The sequence below is a fragment of the [Clostridium] clostridioforme AGR2157 genome (assembly GCF_000424325.1).
Classification (GTDB): Bacteria; Bacillota; Clostridia; order Lachnospirales; family Lachnospiraceae; genus Enterocloster; species Enterocloster clostridioformis_A.
The window spans coordinates 79,940-97,959 of the sequence record NZ_AUJR01000005.1; the positions used below are offsets into that span (position 1 = coordinate 79,940).

Here is an 18,020-nt window from a genome sequence, read left to right on the forward strand (position 1 = left end):
GGAGGAGAAGGAAAATGGTTACAGGAATCATATTAGCGGCAGCGGTTGTAGGTATCCTTGGTATTCTTATAGGAATCTTCCTTGGCGTTGCCAGCGAGAAGTTTAAAGTACAGGTAGATGAAAAAGAGATTCTGGTCCGCAACGAGCTGCCGGGAAACAACTGCGGCGGCTGCGGTTACGCGGGCTGTGACGCCCTGGCAAAGGCCATTGCGGCCGGTCAGGCGGATGTAGGGGCCTGCCCTGTGGGCGGTGCTCCCGTAGCTGAAAAAATCGGCGGGATCATGGGAGTGGCCGGCGGAGCTGCTGAAAAGAAAGTGGCTTTCGTCAAGTGCGCGGGAACATGCGACAAGACCAAGGTGCAGTACAACTACTACGGCGTGGACGACTGTCAGAAGGTTTCCGTGGTACCCGGAGCCGGAGAGAAGGCATGCGCTTACGGATGTATGGGCTACGGATCCTGCGTGAAGGCCTGCGCCTTTGACGCCATCCACGTGGTGGACGGCGTGGCCGTGGTGGATAAGGAGAAATGCGTTGCCTGCGGCAAGTGCGTGGCTTCCTGCCCCAACCACCTGATCGAGCTGGTGCCCTACAAGGCCGAGCACCTGGTGCGCTGCAACTCACACGACAAGGGCAAGGATGTGAAGGCCGCCTGCGCGGCCGGCTGTATCGGCTGCACCCTCTGTACCAAGCAGTGCGAGTACGGCGCCATTCATATGGAGAACAACCTGGCTGTGATTGACTATGAGAAGTGCACCAACTGCGGGAAGTGCGCGGAGAAGTGTCCGGTGAAGGTGATTCAGTAGGGGTGAAAGTTTATATCTCTGTTATAAGGTAACAAGAAGCGAGAGCCGGAACGGAAGTTCCGGCTTGTTTCTTTTAGGAACAAAACAAAGATATCATACGATTGTTTTTCCCCAAAAATCTCTATAAAATAGTAGATATTTCAGATGGGAGGTATTTGATTATGTATGTTCCACCAACCGTAAAACCTTTGTGTCCGCCGGAGGAAAAGCCGCGGTTTGAAGATGTGCCTTATGCAACAGTCAAACTGGACAATGGGCAGGATTACACCTTGAAACTGGATATCTATCAGTCTGCCGGGCAGAGTAAGCCCGGCCCCTGCATCATCTATATTTTCGGCGGCGGTTTTATGTGGGGAGAGTACAAGCAGGTCACCCAGAAGGCGGTTTACTGCCGGGACCTGGTCCGTTTGACCAAGGAGGGCTACACCGTGGTCTGCCCCGACTACCGGCTGGTGAGCCAGTCCATTTTTCCCGCGTGTATCAACGACGTCAAGGGAGTGGTGCGCTTCCTGAAGGCCAACGGGGAGAAATATAACATTGACCCTGAACGCATCGGCGCTCTGGGCAACTCGGCCGGGGGCTGCCTGGCGGCCATGCTGGCGCTCAGCTCGAAATGCGGGGAGCTGGAAGGAGATGTGGGCGGCAACCTGGAGTATGACAGCTCCATCAAGGCTGCGGCGATTTTTTACGCTCCCGCCGACCTTTGCCAGAGCATCCGCACCTGCGCCATGGCCCTGTCCGGCCCGCCCAAGGATCTGACCGGGACGGAGATTGAAAATGTGGGCAATGACAAGGCGAATATCATCCCGGCCCTGATTGTGGGATACACCGGCCCAGGGCGGAGCCTGCACACTCTGAACCAGGTGCTGGAGAGCAACGATCCCAATCACCCGGACTGGCATTTCATCGAGCTGACAAAGCTGTGCAGCCCCATCTCCCACGTAAGCGCGGACTGTCCGCCGGTAGTCATCTTCCAGGGAGCACGGGATCCAATCGTGGACCCGGAACAGAGCGAGCTTTTATACCACGCTCTGGCGAAAGCGGGGGCCGACGCCACCTTTGTGGCCTATTCCGGCGGAGGACACGGCCCTTCCCTGGGGGAGGAGATCGACCGGTTCGCCTACAGTTTCCTGAAAAACAGGCTGTGATCGGAGGGCTGCGGACGTGAGCGATGGGAACGGATTTTACATGTATGTCTCTACAAGAGCATGTTATGACCCGGCCAAGACCATTTTTGTCATTGCGCCCGGGGAGGAGGCGGGGAATCTGGCTTCGGCGGAGCGGTTTGCCGTCCGGTCGGGATGGCAGGCGTTGGCCGAGTACGACGGAGCGGTGCTGATTCTTCCGCTGGCCCAGGCGGGATGGAACGCAGAGCCGGCCTCCCTCCCGGGACTTATTTACAACCGGATCCGGGGCGGGGTAGAGAGTCGCAACGGAAAGAGCCTGTTCGGGCGGGGCGGGAAGATTTGGTGCTGGGAGACTATGATTTATCTGGTTGGGTACGGAGACGGGGCGGTATTTGCCGGAAACTGCGTGGTGGCGGAACCAGGGCGTTTTGCGGCCGCGGCCCTGATCGGGGGAGCGCCGGAGGACTATACGGCCGGGGCGAACCTGTCCGGTCACTGGATGGTGCCGGATGTGAGCGGCGATTACACGGTGCGAAACGACCAGATCCCCAGCAGTCTTTGGTTGATCGGGGCGCAGGAAGAGGAGATTCGGCGGGCTTTGGAATACTTCGGGGCGGCGGGCGGTCTCGGGAGGGAGCCGAAGCGGATTTCCATTGGGCCTTTGAGGGCGGTTTGCTATGAAAATGAGGCCAATCCGGCCCAGCGGCTGATGGTTTCGGAGGAGACGGAGGTTTCCGGCTTGCCCCTGGCCCAGACCATTCTGGACGCGTATTTTGATCGCATCGTCCGCTGGAAAACCGGGCCGGACGGGACTCTGGCCCTTCACCTGGGGCGGGCCGGATTTTACCAATCTCCCCGGTTTATCCACCGCTCTGTGACAGTGGGGTGCCTGGAGTATGCCTACTCGGTACATTTGCCTGAGGGCTGTTCTGCGGAGGAAGTAAGGGGATTGCCGCTGCTGTTCAGCGTTCACGGCAGGGGAGAGCCTGCCTGGCTCTTTGCCGAAAAAAACGGATGGGATGGCCTGGCGGACGAGACCAGGGCGTTTGTCCTGGTCTGCCCGGATTCACCGGGGAACATCTGGCAGCTGGAGCGGGACGGATTGGCCTTTGAAGCCATGATCCGGCAGATCTGCGGGGATTACGGGCTGGACCGCACCAGGGTTTATCTGACCGGGTTTTCCAACGGCGGCGCAATCACCCGGGAGGTGGGGACCGCGCGGCCGGAGCTGTTCGCCGCCATCGCCCCGTTTAATGCCCCTGTGAATGCGCCCGGGCTGGTGGCGGCGGAGGCCGTCAGCTCCGGACTGGTGGCTTCCGGGTACGAAATGCCCTACTGGGTATGTGTGGGGGACAGGGACCCCGCCGCTGGGACGGATGTGGACGGGCAGTTGGAGGTGATGTTGGCGGCTAATCGCTGTGAGAGGCGCTTCGGAGACGGTTTCGCTACCCACCGCAATCTCAGTCCCATCCCCAGTCTTCCCACCCGCTTCCCCCCAGACGAAATCCGCACCGGCAAAAATTACTACACCGCCTCGCAGGGCTACGCCCAGGGGGACCGGTTCAGAACCATGGTCTACCACGGGCCGGACGGGATGCCGCGGGTGGCGTACACCGTGATGAAGAATATGCCCCACGGGGCAATCCGCGAGCAGAGCCGGGCCGCCTGGGAATTTCTGCGACATTTCCGCCGTCCCGAGGGGAGCGGGCGGGTGGAATACCTGCCGGACTAAACCACTTGTTCCCGCCGTTCTCACGTTTCGTGGAGACCGCGCCTATTTCTCCTCGTTCAGATACCGCCACAAGGTTGTCCGTCCGATGCCGAGCCGTTTCGCAGCCAGAGTCTGGTTGCCGCCGCATTGGGAGAGGACGACCTTCACAATTTCCCGGGTCATCTCGTTTAAAGGCCGGTTGTAGTCGAAGAAGTCGGCGGTGGTGGGGACGTACTGGCGTTTTTCCTTCTCAATGGCCTCGTACACCGTGTCCCGCTGGATATATGCGGTGGAGGTGAGCATTACCAGCTCCGCCAATACCCGCTTTAACTGCATGAAATTGTCCGGCCACTGGTAGCTCATCAACAGTGACAGGGCCTCCGGCGTGAACCCCACGATCTGTTTGGACATCTCCACGTTCATGGCGTTGAGATACAGGTTGCTTGAGCCCTGGATATCGTCGGTCAGCTCCCTGAGAGGCGGCATGTAGATGGTGGTGCAGGGCAGATAGTCGATAAAGCTTCTGGAGGGGTCCGGGGAATCACGCTCCAGGGTCTGGGAACAGGAGAGGATGATCCGGTTGCGCTTATGGGTCCCCGTGTCCACCAAAAAGGACAGAAGCCGCTCCTGCTGGTTCTTGGACAGGGCCTGGATGTTGCTGATGAAAATGGTGTTGTTTTTGTCGTTCAAAGGCGAATTGTAGTTGCTGATCACATAGTTCCAGGTCCGTTCGTTGAGGATCTGGCAGTCGATGGTGATATAGGGGTACTTCTGCATGGAGCTTTCCAGATAGAGCTTGGCGGCCAGCTGGTTTTTCCCTGAACCCCGCTCCCCCAAAATCATCACCGGAAGGGTATTCTGGTTGATCAGACGGATTTTTTCCTCCATCAGCCTCGCGCTGGAGGTCAGGGAGTAGAAGCTGCTGGAATACATGACCGAGACCTGGGAATAGTTGGAAAAGCGGATGCCGTGCTTGCTCCCGCCCACCGGGAAGGGGTTCTGTTCCAGGCAGAAAATGCAGCAGGGTTCTTCCTGGAAATCCGCCTCCTCCGCCGTGATGGAGTACAGGTCGTTTTCAATCATGTGAAAGGCTTTTGCGGACATGGAGTGGGGGGATTCCATCAGCTTTTTCAAATACCCGGTGACGGACGTGATATTCTTCTCATTGTAGGTTGAGAACAGGATAGTTCCGTCCTTTTTCATAATGACGGTTTTCATGCCCTGCATGTCCAGGGCCTTTGTGAACAGCCTGCTGCGGGCCTTGGTCTCCGCCACAACCCGGCACATGTTGACGGAATACTCGATGGCGATGTCGATGCTCTCCGGCCCGGACAGGATCAGGATTGGCTCCATGCCCGCCTCCCGGGCCATCATCTCGGTGATTACGTCGCAGAGGATAAAATTGCAGCCCCCGGCTTTTAATTCTTTCAGCACAGGGCCCAGTTCCTCCGGGCTGTGGACGGTGACGATGTTCATGCGGTAATTCATCATCTCGCACAGGGCGCGGGCCGGCTGGGTGACGGTGGGGTAGCCCACCACGGCGTACGCCTCGGTGAGATTTTCAACCAACAGGATCGCACGCAGGATATCGTTGATATTCAATGTGATTTCGATGACGGGAATGGCGGCCACCCGCCGGATCAGCTCCGCGGTTCCGCCCCGGGAGATCAGGATATCAAAGCCCTCGTTCATGTGCTGCAGAGCCAGCTGAACCCCGTCCTCCAGGTTTCCCGTGTAGACCACCATCTCGATTTCTTCATATTTTGCCGCCTCCGTGACCATGGCGTTTCTCAAATTTTCATAAGGCGCAATTCCCAGTATACGATATTTCTTTCCCATATGACTTGATTCCCCTTTTCTGTGTGCATTCTGAATCTCTTCAAACTGTTTCATTGTGAAAATATAATACCATAAAACGAAAGTAAAAACAATAATGTTTCAAAAAAGAACAAAAAACCACTTGTTTTTATTTGAAACTTACAGTGAAAAGCGCTATTCTATAACAACAGAAAGGAACCAAAACATTTGTTTCAAATTAAAACATATCGCAGAATGGAGGAGGTGAGACATTGGTTGAATTGATGATCATTGCGGACGATTTCACAGGCGCCCTGGATTCAGGGGTGCATTTCGCGGAGAGAGGAATCCGCACAAGGGTGATTGTCAGCATGGAGGACGACAGGAGCTGGGAGGAAGGGCTTCGGTCCGGGGAGACCACGGTGCTGGTGGTGGACGCGGAGACCAGGCACGCCACGCCGGAGCAGGCAGGACGCAAGGTACACGCCATTGTGTCGGACTGCAAAAAAGCGGGGATCCCTTATATCTATAAGAAAACAGATTCAGCTCTCCGGGGAAACATCGGGAGCGAGCTGGAAGCGGCCTTGAAGGCGTCGGGGGAATCGGTTTTGAGCTTTGTGCCCGCCCTGCCCCAGATGAACCGGATCACCAAAGGCGGGAAGCACTATATTGACGGCGTTCCGGTCAGCCGGAGCGTGTTCGGGGCCGATCCCTTCGAGCCGGTCACGCGGGATTCCGTAAAGGAAATCATCGGTTTACAGAGCGGGATTTCCGTGGCAAGTGCAGAGGATCCGGAACAACTGAGCGGCAGAGAATCAGGCATTGTGGTTTACGACGCCCAGACCGGAGCGGACATTGAGCGAATCGGCACCAAGCTGGCCGCGTCGGGCCAGAGCCGCCTGCTGGCGGGATGCGCGGGGTTCGCGGCCATTCTGCCGGAACTCCTGGGCCTGGAGCGCCGGGAGCCGGAGGAGGCCGTGCTGGAGAAACGGCTGTTCGTGATCTGCGGCAGTGTGAACCCCATCACGAAAAAGCAGCTGGTCCGGGGCGTGCAGGCGGGATTTCCCAGATTCTACATGACGCCGGAGGAAAAGCTGGACCCGGAATTCTGGAGATTGGGAGCCGGAAACCAGCGGATCCGGCAGCTGACGGAGACCGGAGGCGAGAAGGACTGCGTCATTCTGGACACCAACGACCGGGAAGGAACGCCGGGCACCCTGGAGTACGCCAGGGGACTTGGCATGGACACCGAACAGGTGCGCCGGAGAATCCCGGAAACCCTGGGAATCATTTTAAAACAAATGCTGGAAAACGGGCTTGACGCCGTCTGGCTGGTGACCGGCGGGGACGCGCTGCTGGGATTTATGAAGGAGATCGGGCAGTGGGAGCTTAAGCCCATCCGGCAGATACGGCCGGGCTGCGTGCTGACAAAGCTGGATTACAACGGCCGGGAATATCATATGATCACGAAGTCAGGCGGCTTCGGGGAAGAAAACCTGCTGCCGGAGCTGACGGAAGAATTGAAAGGAAAACAGAAAGGCGAGAAAAATGGGATATCAGATTAAAATTCCCTCCTGCGTATATTCGGGAGTGGGAAGCGTTGAGGATGTTCAGACAATTTTAAAACAGGAGTCCGCGAAAAAGGCCCTGGTGTTCACCGACAAGAAAGTGGCCGGAGCGGGGCTTTTAGACAAGCTGCTGGCCGTGCTGGAGCGCTGCAGCGTGGACTACAGGGTGTTCGACGAGCTGAAGCCGGAACCCGCCTACGGCGATGTGGAGGCGGTGGTGGAGCAGATGAACCGGGAAAAGGGCGACATTATCATTGCCATCGGCGGCGGCAGCGTCATGGACGCGGCAAAGCTCTGCTCACTGTTAAAGAGTTCCGACTACACGGTAAAGGATCTGCTGGGCGATCCTCTTCTGGCGTCAAAGCAGTTAAAAACCGTCATGATCCCCACCACCTGCGGAACCGGCTCAGAGGCCACCTGCAACGCCATCGTGGCCATCCCGGAGGAGCAGTCCAAAAAGGGCATTGTGAACGCGGAAATGATACCGGATTACGTGATATTGGACGCGCAGATGATCGCGGGACTTCCCGCCTCCATCGTGGCCGCTACCGGCGTGGACGCCCTGGCCCATGTGGTGGAGTGCTATACCTCCAGGAAAGCGACCCCCTTAAGCGACACCTACGCCGCGGCGGGCGCAAAGCTGATTTTCCGGAATATTGAGGAGGCTTACAAAAATCCCTCCGACATGGAGGCGAAGAACAACATGCTGCTGGGCGCATTTTACGGCGGCGTGGCCATCACCGGAAGCGGCACCACCGCGGTTCACGCCCTGAGCTATCCCCTGGGCGGCAAGTACCACATCCCCCACGGCGTGTCCAACGCCATACTGTTCGCCCACGTGATGGCGTTCAACAAGGACGCCTGCGCAGAACGGCTGGCGCAGCTCTGCGACGAGGTGTACCCGGAACAGTCGGCCAAAAGCGGGGAGGAAAAGGCGGATTACATGATTGAGCGGATCGCGGCCATTGTGAAGAATACCGATATCCCCGTGAATCTGGGAGCCTTCGGCGTCAAAATGGAAGATCTGGACTTCCTGTTGGACGCGGGGAGCAGACAGCAGAGGCTTCTGGTCAACAATATGAAGGAATTGAGCCTTGAAGACATTCGTTCCATCTATTTGAACGTGCTGAAGGAGGATTAAAACGTGACAGAGATCAAAGGAATTATCGCTGCAATGCAGACTGCCATGCATGAGGACGGCAGCATCAACGAGGCGGAGCTTCGCAGACAGATCAACCGGCAGATCGACGCGGGAGTGGACGCGGTGTTCTGCCTGGGCACCAACGGCGAGTTTTACATCCTGTCCGCTGAGGAAAAAATCCGGGTGATGGAGATTTTCGTGGACGAGGTAAAAGGCCGGGTTCCGGTGTACGCGGGCACCGGGTGCATCAGCACCGAAGAGACCGTGGCGCTGTCCAGAAAGGCCCAGGAGATCGGCGTGGACGTGCTCTCCGTTATCACCCCCTATTTCGCGGCCATCAGCCAGGAGGAGCTGTACCAGCACTACGCCCAGGTGACGCAGGCGGTGGACCTTCCGGTGGTGATGTACAACATCCCCGCCAGAACCGGGGCTTCCCTGGCACCGTCCACCGTGAAGCGCCTGGCGGGCGAGTTTCAAAATATTGCCGGTGTGAAGGATTCCAGCGGCAACTTCAATACCATTCTCCAATACATCCAGGAGACGGAGGGCATGGATTTCGCGGTTCTCTCCGGCAACGACGCCCTGATCCTCTGGACTCTTTTGGCGGGCGGAAAGGGCGGTATCACCGCAATCGCCAACATCCTTCCCACCGTCATGGTGGATATTTACCAGAGCTATCTGCGGGGGGACATGGTGGGCGCGAAAAAGGCCCAGAATGCTATTTCCAAAATACGGGAATGCTTCAAGTACGGAAACCCCAACTCCGTTGTCAAGTGCGCCACCAACCTGATCGGACAGCCGGTGGGGCCCTGCAGAAAGCCCTTCGGCATTTTACCCCGGGAGGCGGTGGAAGCAATCCAAAAGACCATCGACACCTACTACGGGGAGTATAAAAATAAGTGACAATCCAGGAAAGGAGAACGGCAGTTATGAAAATAATCGGTATTACCATGGGAGATCCGGCCAGCATCGGACCGGAGATCACCGCGAAGGCATTGTCGGACCCGGCGGTTTATGAGCGCTGCAGGCCGCTGGTGGTGGGAGACGCCGCGGTGATGGAGGAGGCGTTAAAGCTTACCGGCCTCTCCCATAAGCTGAAAATCCATAAGATCGGGGACGTAAGCGAAGCGCAGTACGAATACGGCGTCATCGACGTCTACGACATGGGTATGGTGGACATGAAGGAGCTGAAGCGGGGAGAGGTCTCCGCCATGGCCGGAAATGCGGCCTTCCGGTATGTGAAGAAGGTCATTGAACTGGCTATGGACAAACAGGTGGACGCCACGGTGACCAACGCGCTGAACAAGGAGGCCATGAACCTGGCGGGACACCATTACTCCGGCCACACCGAGATCTATGCGGATTACACCGGCACCAAGAAATACACCATGATGCTGGCCCACGAGAACCTGAGAGTGGTCCATGTGTCCACCCACGTTTCCCTCAGGGAAGCCTGCGACCGGGTGAAAAAGGACCGCATTCTGGAAGTGATCCGAATCGCCCACCAGGCATGCCGCCAGTTGGGAATCCCGGAGCCGAAAATCGGCGTGGCGGGCCTCAATCCCCACAGCGGCGAGAACGGCATGTTCGGAAGGGAGGAGATCGAGGAGATCACCCCGGCGATCCAGGCGGCCAGAGCCGAGGGCATCCTGGCGGACGGACCGGTTCCGCCGGACACCATTTTCTCCAAGGCCAGGGGCGGCTGGTACGACATTGTGGTGGCCATGTACCACGACCAGGGACACATTCCCTTAAAGGTGGTGGGCTTTGTGTACAACCAGAAAGAACAGAAATGGGACGCGGTGGCGGGAGTTAATATCACCCTGGGTCTGCCCATTATCCGGGCCTCCGTGGACCACGGAACCGCATTTGACCAGGCGGGCAAGGGCCTTGCCAGCGAGCTGAGTTTGATCAACGCGATGGATTACGCCATCCGCATGGCTGAAACAAAAGAATAAATACCGTAAAAAGGAAGGGGAATGATTATGGAATACGCAAAATTGCCAGGGTTGACACCGGACGGAACAATGTATTGGAACGAGGAAATGGGGACTGTGGAGGCGGTTCTCCCGCCGGGGGGCTATCAGACCGCCCACGGGCCGGGACTTTTAGAGCTGGAAAACGGGGATATGCTGTGCGTTTGGTTCGCAGGCTCCTTTGAGGGGAACGCGGATGTGAACGTGATCTGCGCCCGCCTGAAAAAGGGAGCAAACCGCTGGGAGGAGCCGGTTCTGGTATCCCATGATCCCGAGCGGAGCGAGCAGAACCCTTCGCTGTTCGCAGGGCCGGACGGAAAGGTGTGGGCCATGTACACCTCCCAGCTTTCCAGAGTTGAGGGCAAGGACAACATGCAGTTCACCTCCGTAATCCGCTGCCAGAAGAGTGCAGACGGCGGCGAGACCTGGAGCGATTACGAGACCGTATTCCCGGAGGAGGGAAGCTTCTGCCGTCAGCCCATCCAGGTACTCTCAAACGGGCGCTGGATCTTCGGAAACTGGATCTGCACGGACTCCGAGCTGGGGCTCACCGGCGATCCCACCGCCTTCCGCATTTCCGACGACCAGGGAAAAATCTGGAAAATGGTGGATATGCCCGAGAGCAACGGCGCGGTTCACGCCAACGTGGTGGAGCTGGAGCCGGGACATCTGGCGGCCTTCATGAGAAGCCGCGCGGCGGATAATATCTACCGCAGCGAGTCAAAGGACAACGGGGACACCTGGACCAAGCCGGTTCCCACGGTTCTGCCCAACAATAATTCCAGCATTAGCGCGGTAAAGCTGAAGAGCGGAAGAATCGCCATCGCCTACAACCCTACCTGCACGCCCTGTCCCACACCTGGGATCGCTTCCTGGCCGGGCCTGCGCTGCCCCGTGGCTGTGGCGCTGTCCGAGGACGGCGGCCTCACATTCCCCATGATCCGCTATATGGAGCGGGGCGAGGGCTACATGGGAGACGAGAACAAGACCAACAACCGGCAGTATGAGTATCCCTATATCATGCAGGGCAGGGACGGCAGGCTCCACCTGGCGTTTGCGTACAAGGACCGCCTCAGCGTGAAATACATGAGCTTTACGGAAGAGGACGTCATGGGCAAAAAGCGCGAGACAGTAGGACTCTACAATCCGACCTCAGCCAAGGTCCAGTGAGAAGGAGGAAGATGAAATGACAATCCAAATGATTTTAGCCCTTGCAATACTGGTGATCATGATCGGGCTGATCATGTTCGACGTACTCCCCTTCGGCGCGCCGCCCCTTCTGGCCTGTATGCTGTTGGTGGTCACGGGACTGTCCGCCGTGCCCGAGGCATTTGCCGGATTCACAAATTCCAGCATGATCATGGTCGCCAGCTTCATGGTGGTGCTGGCGGGCGTGCAGAAGACCAGGGCCATGGATAAGGTAAAGGAAGCCCTGATCGCCCTGGTAAACAGAGGAGGCTACAGGAGCTATGCGCTTCTGGTGATCGTGGTTATGGTCGGCTCCAGCCTGGTGGGCGGCGGAAATACCGGCTACTATGTGCTGATTCTGTCCCTGATTTCCACCATCCCCTACACCAAGAAAATGCCTACCTCCAAGCTGATGATGCCTCTGGGCTTCGCCACCAACCACCCGCTGATCCCCATCAACGTGGCCCTCTATTACGGCGTGGTGAGCTCTGTTCTGGAGCCGGCGGGCTATATGGAGCCGGTGTCCATGATCAAATTCTCCATGGTCAACTTCGTCATGGCAATCGCTTTCCTGGCCTGGTGTCTGGCTGCCTACCGGCTGCTTCCCGACCACCCCATCGCGGCGGCCGAGGAGGATGCCCATGCGAAGATTGAAAAGACAAAAGCGGTTCCCATGGAGCCGTGGAAGGAAAAAGTGACGGTCGTGGCCTTTGTGGTCAGCGTGGTGGGAATGATGATGATCAACACCCTTGGAAGCGTAGCCAACGTGATTCCCGGCCTGGCTGCCATGGCGCTGCTCTTTATGAAGGTGATTGATTTCAAGGAGTTCCGTGAGAATATGTTCGCTCCGGTAATCCTGATGACGGCGGGCGTCATCGGCGTGGCCGACGCCCTGGCCAATTCCGGCTTCACGGCCATGATCGGCGAGGTCATTGCAACCGCCCTGGGCACCAACGTGGCGCCGCTCCTGGTCATCATCCTGTTCGCACTGCTGACCAGTACCTGCGCGACCTTCACCGGTTCCAACATGGGTTCGGTCTACATATTCGCACCCATCGCCATCGCAGCCTGCATGAGCCTGGGCTTAAATCCCACCGCAGCCGCGGCCGCAGTGGTGGTATCGGGATGGCAGGGCGGCTATATGCCCATCGACGGCATGCCCGCCATGATCATGGGCATGGGCAAATACAAGCTGCCGGAATTCTGGAAATTCACAGTGCCCATGTATCTGATCCGCATTATCGCGCTGAGCGTGGCGGCGGCTGTTATTTTCCCGATGTAGCGAGTTTTCTGATGTAGTAAGGTATCCCGATGTAGCGAGGTATCGCGTTGTAACAATACAGGCGGCTGGCCGGAAGCAATTTCCGGCCAGCAGTCCCTAAGTCAAAGGAGAATGAAACATGTTTATTTGTGTATCGCTGTTCATCGTCGGCCTGGTCTGCCTGATCAAGGGCGGAGATTGGTTTGTGGACGGTGCCACCGGGATTGCCCGTAAATTTCATCTGCCGGAGCTGCTGATCGGAGCCACCGTGGTCTCTATCGGAACAACGCTGCCGGAGGTTATGGTTTCCACCACCTCCGCGCTGACGGGCCACAGCGAGATGGCTTACGGAAACGCCATCGGTTCCGTGATCTGCAATACCGCGCTGATCGCGGCGATCACCGTGGCCATCAAGCCGGGGAAGATCAACCGCGAGACCCTGCGCACGCCGGTGCTGTTTTTCTTCATCGGCCGTCATTTACACCGGTGTGGCCTATTTCCTGGGCTATTTCAGCCGGACCATCGGATTTGTGCTGCTGGGGATCTTCGTGGTCTATATGGCCACCACGGTGTCCCAGATGAAAAACAGCCCCCAGGCCCCGGAAGGCGGGGATAAAAATGAAAGGTCACTGGGGGTTAATCTGGTGCTGCTGGTAATGGGCGCCATACTCATCGCAGTGGGCGCTAAGCTGCTGGTGGAGAACGGAACCCTGATCGCCCAGGCCCTTGGCGTGCCGGAATCTGTGATCGCGCTGACCTTCGTGGCCCTTGGAACCTCCCTGCCGGAGCTGGTGACGGCCATCACCTCCCTGGTGAAGGGACACGGCGCTCTTTCCCTGGGAAATGTGATCGGCGCCAATCTGTTCAACCTGGTGCTGGTCAGCGGCGTTTCCGTATCCCTGGCCCCCTTCAGCGTCCCCCAGAGCGCGGTGCTCTTAGGACAGAACGCCTCCCTGGTGTTAGACATTCCGGTCATGCTGGCGGCCATGCTGCTGCTGACGGTTCCGGCCCTGATCCGGGGCAGGCTCTCCCGGGTACAGGGGGTGCTGCTACCGGTGCTGTATTTCGCCTTCTGCGGAATCCAGTTTTCGCTGTGAGAAGGGAGGCGGTTGTGAAATGAGACAGTTTTACTTTTTCTTCCTCCGAAACGCCGGCGAGTCGAAATCCTTGTCCTCTGGCAGCACCTTCCTCGTGGTAGCCTCCACCAGATCGTTGTAGCAGGAGAATACCCCTTCCGTCAGTCCCTGGGGAAGCTGGGGGTGATCAGGGATACCGGGGGGACGGCGATCAGTCCGGCCACCATGGCGATTGCGCCCGCGTTGATGGGCGAGGCTATATAATGAAGGAACAGGTTCGACACCGTGATTCCCACGCCGATGAGGAAGCTGACCCAGACTGCAAAAAAGACGACCAGCATCAGCAGTTTAACAGTCATTTGAATATCCTCCGCATACATTGGCTATTTTGACGGAAACCCATGGAAGAGATTGGGATGCTGAATGCCATTTTTTTGGTAAAGTGGGGGTTGAATGCCAAATTTCGACAAAAAATGTAAAATCCAGAGATGGATATAAAATGTAAAAAATGAATAATTTAGGTAGAAAAAGATTGACATAATATAAATTACAAAAATAGGAAATCAGATAACATGTTTAAAAATTAATAATAATGTAATACAAATGTAAAAATATGGCTGGCAAAATGCACAATATATAGGCAGAATAATTTGGAAAACCATAGCAAATATATAAAAAATATTACAAATGTTTCAAAAGTAAGAAAAAATGTAACAAAATTATTAAATCTCCATTGACGTGAAAAGTCAAATCCCATATAATTAGCCATACATCCCGGAAAAACATGCACAAAGTGGGAGGTACCCACTGCATAAAATTTTGAGAATGGTACCCATACAGAGTTGTGCGGGACCAGGAAAGAGGAGTATGTATGCTTACATTACATTCATTCCTTCGTTCGGTGGTTCTCTTTGTTAAGTCACTGACTGTGAAAGTGACAAAGCAGATGTACCGTTCCTCATCTGTGGTAATGGCAGGTGTGATGGTAGTGGCCATCATAGCATTTTCAGCCAATGGGTTTGGCGGAGGGGGAAGAAACGCCCTTGCAGCGCCCATGACGGAGGAAAGTGATGCCATTGACAAGCAGGAAGAGGAAAACGAAGGAAGCGGTCTGGTTACTGAAGCAAAAATACAATTCGGACTTTTAAATACAGACAGTGAAGGCCAGCATCTGGCCGGTGCGCTGCTGGAAGCGGATGTCCGAGAGAAACAGAGAAAGCAGGCAGCGGCACAGACCCAGATTGAGACACTTCAGAAACAGATATTAAAGGAGAAACAGGAAGAGGAAGCCAGGAAAAGGGCGGAGGAAGAGCGCCGGGCAGCCAGAAGGATTAAATATACGGATGAAGATTACCAGGTGCTCCTGCGCATTGTCCAGGCGGAAGCAGGCATCTGCGACCCCAAGGGAAAAATTCTGGTTGCGGATGTAATCATTAACCGTGTCCTGTCGGGAAAATTCCCGGACAGCGTAAAGGCGGTTGTATACCAGCCATCCCAGTTTCAGCCGGTATCCAACGGTACCATCAACACGGTAAAGGTCACAGCGGAAACCATTGAATGCGTGGACCGCGCTCTGGCCGGTGAGGATTATTCCAATGGAGCCCTGTATTTCATGAACAGAAGGGCATCCGGCAGTGCTGCTTCCTGGTTTGACAGGCGGCTGACCTACCTTTTTGCCCATGACGGCCATGAGTTCTTCAGATAATCACCCAGAACTAATCTGCAGGACACAAAGAGACGTGTAAATGCATCAAAGGCGGCTGTAATGAAAAAAGGGATTGAGTTTCCTGTGGCTTTAGGTGTATACTGGGAATTGGAAAATCGAAACGCCACAAAGGAGAATGGAATATGATTTTTGATGAGAAGAAGAACTTGGATTTTTACAGGAATTTAGGGATTGAAGGCAGATATGCCAAGGCCGTGGATTTCCTTAAGAATACGGACCTTGAGGCATTGGAGCCGGGAAAGTATGAGATTGACGGCAAGAACGTGTATGCCAATGTGACAGCCTATACCACCATCCCGTGGGAGGAGGCTAAATATGAGGCGCATGAGCATTATACCGATATCCAGTATGTGATTGAGGGAAGCGAAATTATGAGCTATGCGCCGGTACATGAGATGACTGTAAAGGTTCCATATAATCCGGATAAGGATGTGGTATTCTTTGAGAACACAACCCCCGGACTTCAGGCTGTGACCGGAGCCGGACAATATCTGATTTTCAACCCATGGGATGCCCATAAGCCAAAGGCTGCCAATGGAGAGCCTGCACCTATTAAAAAGGTGATTGTAAAAATCAAAGAGGACTAAACCGTATTATAAGACGTATCATAAAAATATAATTAAATAGGTTAATCACAAGGGCCGGCCTGCTGTATCCGGAATCAGCAGACCGGCCCTTTTATGCCTGCATAGGCCCCTTTCATGTTTGCTAATATTTTGTTAATTGAAATATTGACTTTTAATTCACAAAATGAGATAATGAAAAAGATTTCGATAAAATGAAAGAGAGGTAAATGAATGATGGCAAATTTAGATTTGAGTCAGTATGGTATTACCGGAACTACGGAAATTGTTTATAATCCTTCCTATGAGATGTTATTCGAAGAAGAGACAAAGCCAACTCTGGAGGGTTATGAAAAAGGCCAGGTCAGCGAACTTGGCGCAGTGAACGTCATGACTGGTATTTACACAGGTCGTTCCCCTAAGGACAAGTTCATTGTTATGGATGAGAACTCAAAGGACACTGTATGGTGGACAACAGATGAGTACAAGAATGATAACCATCCGGCCAGCCAGGAAGCATGGGATGCGGTAAAGAAGATTGCCCTGGAAGAACTTTCTAACAAGAGACTGTTTGTCGTGGACGCATTCTGCGGAGCAAACAAGGATACCCGCATGGCAATCCGCTTCATTGTTGAGGTTGCATGGCAGGCTCATTTCGTAAAAAACATGTTTATCCAGCCAAGCGCAGAGGAACTGGAGAACTTCAAGCCGGATTTCGTTGTATATAATGCTTCCAAAGCAAAGGTAGAGAATTACAAGGAGTTAGGTCTGAATTCCGAGACAGCTGCAATGTTCAACATCACCAGCCGCGAGCAGGTTATTGTGAACACATGGTACGGCGGAGAGATGAAGAAGGGTATGTTCTCAATGATGAACTACTATCTGCCTCTGAAGGGCATTGCTTCCATGCATTGTTCTGCAAACACAGATATGAACGGTGAGAATACCGCAATCTTCTTCGGACTTTCCGGAACAGGCAAGACTACTCTTTCAACAGACCCCAAGCGTCTTCTTATCGGTGATGACGAGCATGGCTGGGATGACAACGGCGTATTTAACTTCGAGGGCGGATGCTATGCAAAGGTAATCAACCTGGATAAGGATTCTGAGCCTGATATCTATAATGCAATAAAGCGAGATGCTCTTTTAGAGAATGTTACACTTGACGCTGACGGCAAGATTGATTTTGATGACAAGAGCGTAACTGAGAATACGCGTGTATCTTATCCAATTGACCATATTGAGAAGATTGTTCGTCCGGTATCAGCTGCTCCTGCTGCAAAGGATGTTATCTTCCTGTCAGCAGATGCGTTCGGCGTACTGCCTCCGGTATCCATCCTGACTCCTGAGCAGACACAGTATTATTTCCTGTCTGGATTTACAGCAAAGCTTGCCGGTACAGAGCGTGGAATCACGGAGCCCACACCTACATTCTCAGCTTGCTTTGGACAGGCTTTCCTGGAACTGCATCCAACCAAGTATGCAGAGGAGCTTGTTAAGAGAATGGAGAAGAGCGGTGCAAAGGCATACCTTGTTAACACAGGCTGGAATGGAACAGGCAAGCGTATCTCGATTCGCGACACCCGCGGCATCATTGATGCGATTCTTGACGGCTCCATTGCAAAGGCTCCAACCAAGCAGCTTCCATTCTTCAACTTTGAGATTCCTACCGAGCTTCCAGGCGTAGATCCTAAGATTCTTGATCCCCGCGATACATACGCGGAAGTATCCCAGTGGGAGGAAAAGGCAAAAGATCTGGCACAGCGTTTTGTCAAGAACTTTGCAAAATATGAGGGCAACGAGGCTGGAAAGGCACTGGTTTCCGCTGGTCCTCAGTTATAATATAAAAGAACCGTCTTTCTGCCCACGCGTCAGGAGGACAGCATCATAGAGGGAGAACAGCATCATAGAGGGAGAACAGGATATCGGACCGCAACGTCCGGTTGTCCGGTTCTCCTTTTTATATGGGCCAGGTGTCGCGTGATTCCCATGGGGATGACATTTCTTAATATTTTAAACTGTTTCTTAAGTCTCATTTACGCCCATTGAAAGGCTGTTCATTTCATGGTACCATGAAGCTATA

The 18,020-nt window shown here is 54.8% G+C and carries 15 protein-coding genes and 1 pseudogene; 14 read left to right on the forward strand and 2 right to left on the reverse strand.

All coding sequences use genetic code 11. From position 1 onward, the window contains the following. Positions 1–14: 14 nt before the first annotated feature. The 3 genes from G614_RS0102525 (at position 15) to G614_RS0102535 (ending at position 3,662) form a co-directional block, all read left to right on the forward strand. Positions 15–803: an RnfABCDGE type electron transport complex subunit B gene (locus G614_RS0102525; protein WP_027640658.1), complete on the forward strand. Its 789-nt coding sequence runs from the start codon at positions 15–17 to the stop codon at positions 801–803. A 161-nt stretch (positions 804–964) separates the two neighbouring features. After that, complete coding sequence (locus G614_RS0102530; protein ID WP_027640659.1) at positions 965–1,951, forward strand: alpha/beta hydrolase; 987 nt, start codon at positions 965–967, stop codon at positions 1,949–1,951. Between the two features lie 16 nt (positions 1,952–1,967). Next, positions 1,968–3,662 (forward strand): alpha/beta hydrolase family esterase, encoded by a 1,695-nt coding sequence (locus G614_RS0102535; RefSeq protein WP_027640660.1) that lies wholly within the window; start codon positions 1,968–1,970, stop codon positions 3,660–3,662. A gap of 42 nt (positions 3,663–3,704) precedes the next feature. Here G614_RS0102535 and G614_RS0102540 read toward each other — a convergent pair whose 3' ends face one another. Next, a complete protein-coding gene (locus tag G614_RS0102540) occupies positions 3,705–5,480 on the reverse strand; it encodes a sigma-54-dependent transcriptional regulator (protein ID WP_027640661.1) in 1,776 nt (591 codons plus the stop codon). A 230-nt stretch (positions 5,481–5,710) separates the two neighbouring features. On the opposite strand from G614_RS0102540, the gene G614_RS0102545 reads away from it, so the two are divergent. From G614_RS0102545 to G614_RS33530, 8 genes are all read left to right on the forward strand, one after another. Further along, a complete protein-coding gene (locus G614_RS0102545) occupies positions 5,711–7,003 on the forward strand; it encodes a four-carbon acid sugar kinase family protein (RefSeq protein ID WP_027640662.1) in 1,293 nt (430 codons plus the stop codon). Further along, positions 6,987–8,147, forward strand: coding sequence for an iron-containing alcohol dehydrogenase (locus G614_RS0102550; RefSeq protein WP_027640663.1), 1,161 nt, complete (start codon positions 6,987–6,989; stop codon positions 8,145–8,147). Before G614_RS0102545 ends, G614_RS0102550 begins: the two co-directional genes overlap by 17 nt. 3 nt (positions 8,148–8,150) lie before the next feature. After that, positions 8,151–9,050: a 4-hydroxy-tetrahydrodipicolinate synthase gene (gene dapA / locus G614_RS0102555; RefSeq protein ID WP_027640664.1), complete on the forward strand. Its 900-nt coding sequence runs from the start codon at positions 8,151–8,153 to the stop codon at positions 9,048–9,050. A gap of 47 nt (positions 9,051–9,097) precedes the next feature. Further along, positions 9,098–10,105: a 4-hydroxythreonine-4-phosphate dehydrogenase PdxA gene (gene pdxA / locus G614_RS0102560; protein WP_027640665.1), complete on the forward strand. Its 1,008-nt coding sequence runs from the start codon at positions 9,098–9,100 to the stop codon at positions 10,103–10,105. Positions 10,106–10,132: 27 nt separating this feature from the next. After that, entirely contained in the window at positions 10,133–11,293 is a 1,161-nt protein-coding gene (locus tag G614_RS0102565; RefSeq protein WP_027640666.1) for a sialidase family protein, read from the forward strand. A gap of 16 nt (positions 11,294–11,309) precedes the next feature. Then, entirely contained in the window at positions 11,310–12,593 is a 1,284-nt protein-coding gene (locus G614_RS0102570; RefSeq protein WP_027640667.1) for an SLC13 family permease, read from the forward strand. Between the two features lie 118 nt (positions 12,594–12,711). Beyond that, positions 12,712–13,188: a hypothetical protein gene (locus tag G614_RS33525; protein ID WP_330366708.1), complete on the forward strand. Its 477-nt coding sequence runs from the start codon at positions 12,712–12,714 to the stop codon at positions 13,186–13,188. Then, positions 13,103–13,669: a hypothetical protein gene (locus G614_RS33530; RefSeq protein WP_330366709.1), complete on the forward strand. Its 567-nt coding sequence runs from the start codon at positions 13,103–13,105 to the stop codon at positions 13,667–13,669. Before G614_RS33525 ends, G614_RS33530 begins: the two co-directional genes overlap by 86 nt. Positions 13,670–13,699: 30 nt before the next feature. On the opposite strand, the pseudogene G614_RS34910 reads toward G614_RS33530, so the two are convergent. Next, positions 13,700–13,971: pseudogene (locus tag G614_RS34910) on the reverse strand (sodium:solute symporter); the annotation flags it as partial. Positions 13,972–14,519: 548 nt separating this feature from the next. On the opposite strand from G614_RS34910, the gene G614_RS0102585 reads away from it, so the two are divergent. From G614_RS0102585 to pckA, 3 genes are all read left to right on the forward strand, one after another. Further along, on the forward strand, positions 14,520–15,353 hold the full coding sequence (locus G614_RS0102585) for a cell wall hydrolase (RefSeq protein WP_027640669.1): 834 nt from the start codon (positions 14,520–14,522) through the stop codon (positions 15,351–15,353). 143 nt (positions 15,354–15,496) lie between these two features. Continuing rightward, a complete protein-coding gene (locus G614_RS0102595; RefSeq protein ID WP_027640670.1) occupies positions 15,497–15,961 on the forward strand; it encodes a YhcH/YjgK/YiaL family protein in 465 nt (154 codons plus the stop codon). Between the two features lie 213 nt (positions 15,962–16,174). Continuing rightward, on the forward strand, positions 16,175–17,779 hold the full coding sequence (gene pckA / locus G614_RS0102600) for a phosphoenolpyruvate carboxykinase (ATP) (protein WP_044917363.1): 1,605 nt from the start codon (positions 16,175–16,177) through the stop codon (positions 17,777–17,779). The last annotated feature ends 241 nt before the right edge of the window (positions 17,780–18,020 follow it).

Excerpts from the sequence above, each read along its gene's own strand:
- G614_RS0102570 (WP_027640667.1), top strand. The coding sequence starts at position 11,310 with ATGACAATCCAAATGATTTTAGCCCTTGCAATACTGGTGATCATGATC.
- pdxA (WP_027640665.1), top strand. The coding sequence starts at position 9,098 with ATGGGAGATCCGGCCAGCATCGGACCGGAGATCACCGCGAAGGCATTG.
- G614_RS0102585 (WP_027640669.1), top strand. The coding sequence starts at position 14,520 with ATGCTTACATTACATTCATTCCTTCGTTCGGTGGTTCTCTTTGTTAAG.
- pckA (WP_044917363.1), top strand. The coding sequence starts at position 16,175 with ATGGCAAATTTAGATTTGAGTCAGTATGGTATTACCGGAACTACGGAA.
- G614_RS33525 (WP_330366708.1), top strand. The coding sequence starts at position 12,712 with ATGTTTATTTGTGTATCGCTGTTCATCGTCGGCCTGGTCTGCCTGATC.
- G614_RS0102525 (WP_027640658.1), top strand. The coding sequence starts at position 15 with ATGGTTACAGGAATCATATTAGCGGCAGCGGTTGTAGGTATCCTTGGT.
- G614_RS0102595 (WP_027640670.1), top strand. The coding sequence starts at position 15,497 with ATGATTTTTGATGAGAAGAAGAACTTGGATTTTTACAGGAATTTAGGG.
- G614_RS0102530 (WP_027640659.1), top strand. The coding sequence starts at position 965 with ATGTATGTTCCACCAACCGTAAAACCTTTGTGTCCGCCGGAGGAAAAG.
- G614_RS0102565 (WP_027640666.1), top strand. The coding sequence starts at position 10,133 with ATGGAATACGCAAAATTGCCAGGGTTGACACCGGACGGAACAATGTAT.
- G614_RS0102540 (WP_027640661.1), bottom strand. The coding sequence starts at position 5,480 with ATGGGAAAGAAATATCGTATACTGGGAATTGCGCCTTATGAAAATTTG.
- G614_RS0102550 (WP_027640663.1), top strand. The coding sequence starts at position 6,987 with ATGGGATATCAGATTAAAATTCCCTCCTGCGTATATTCGGGAGTGGGA.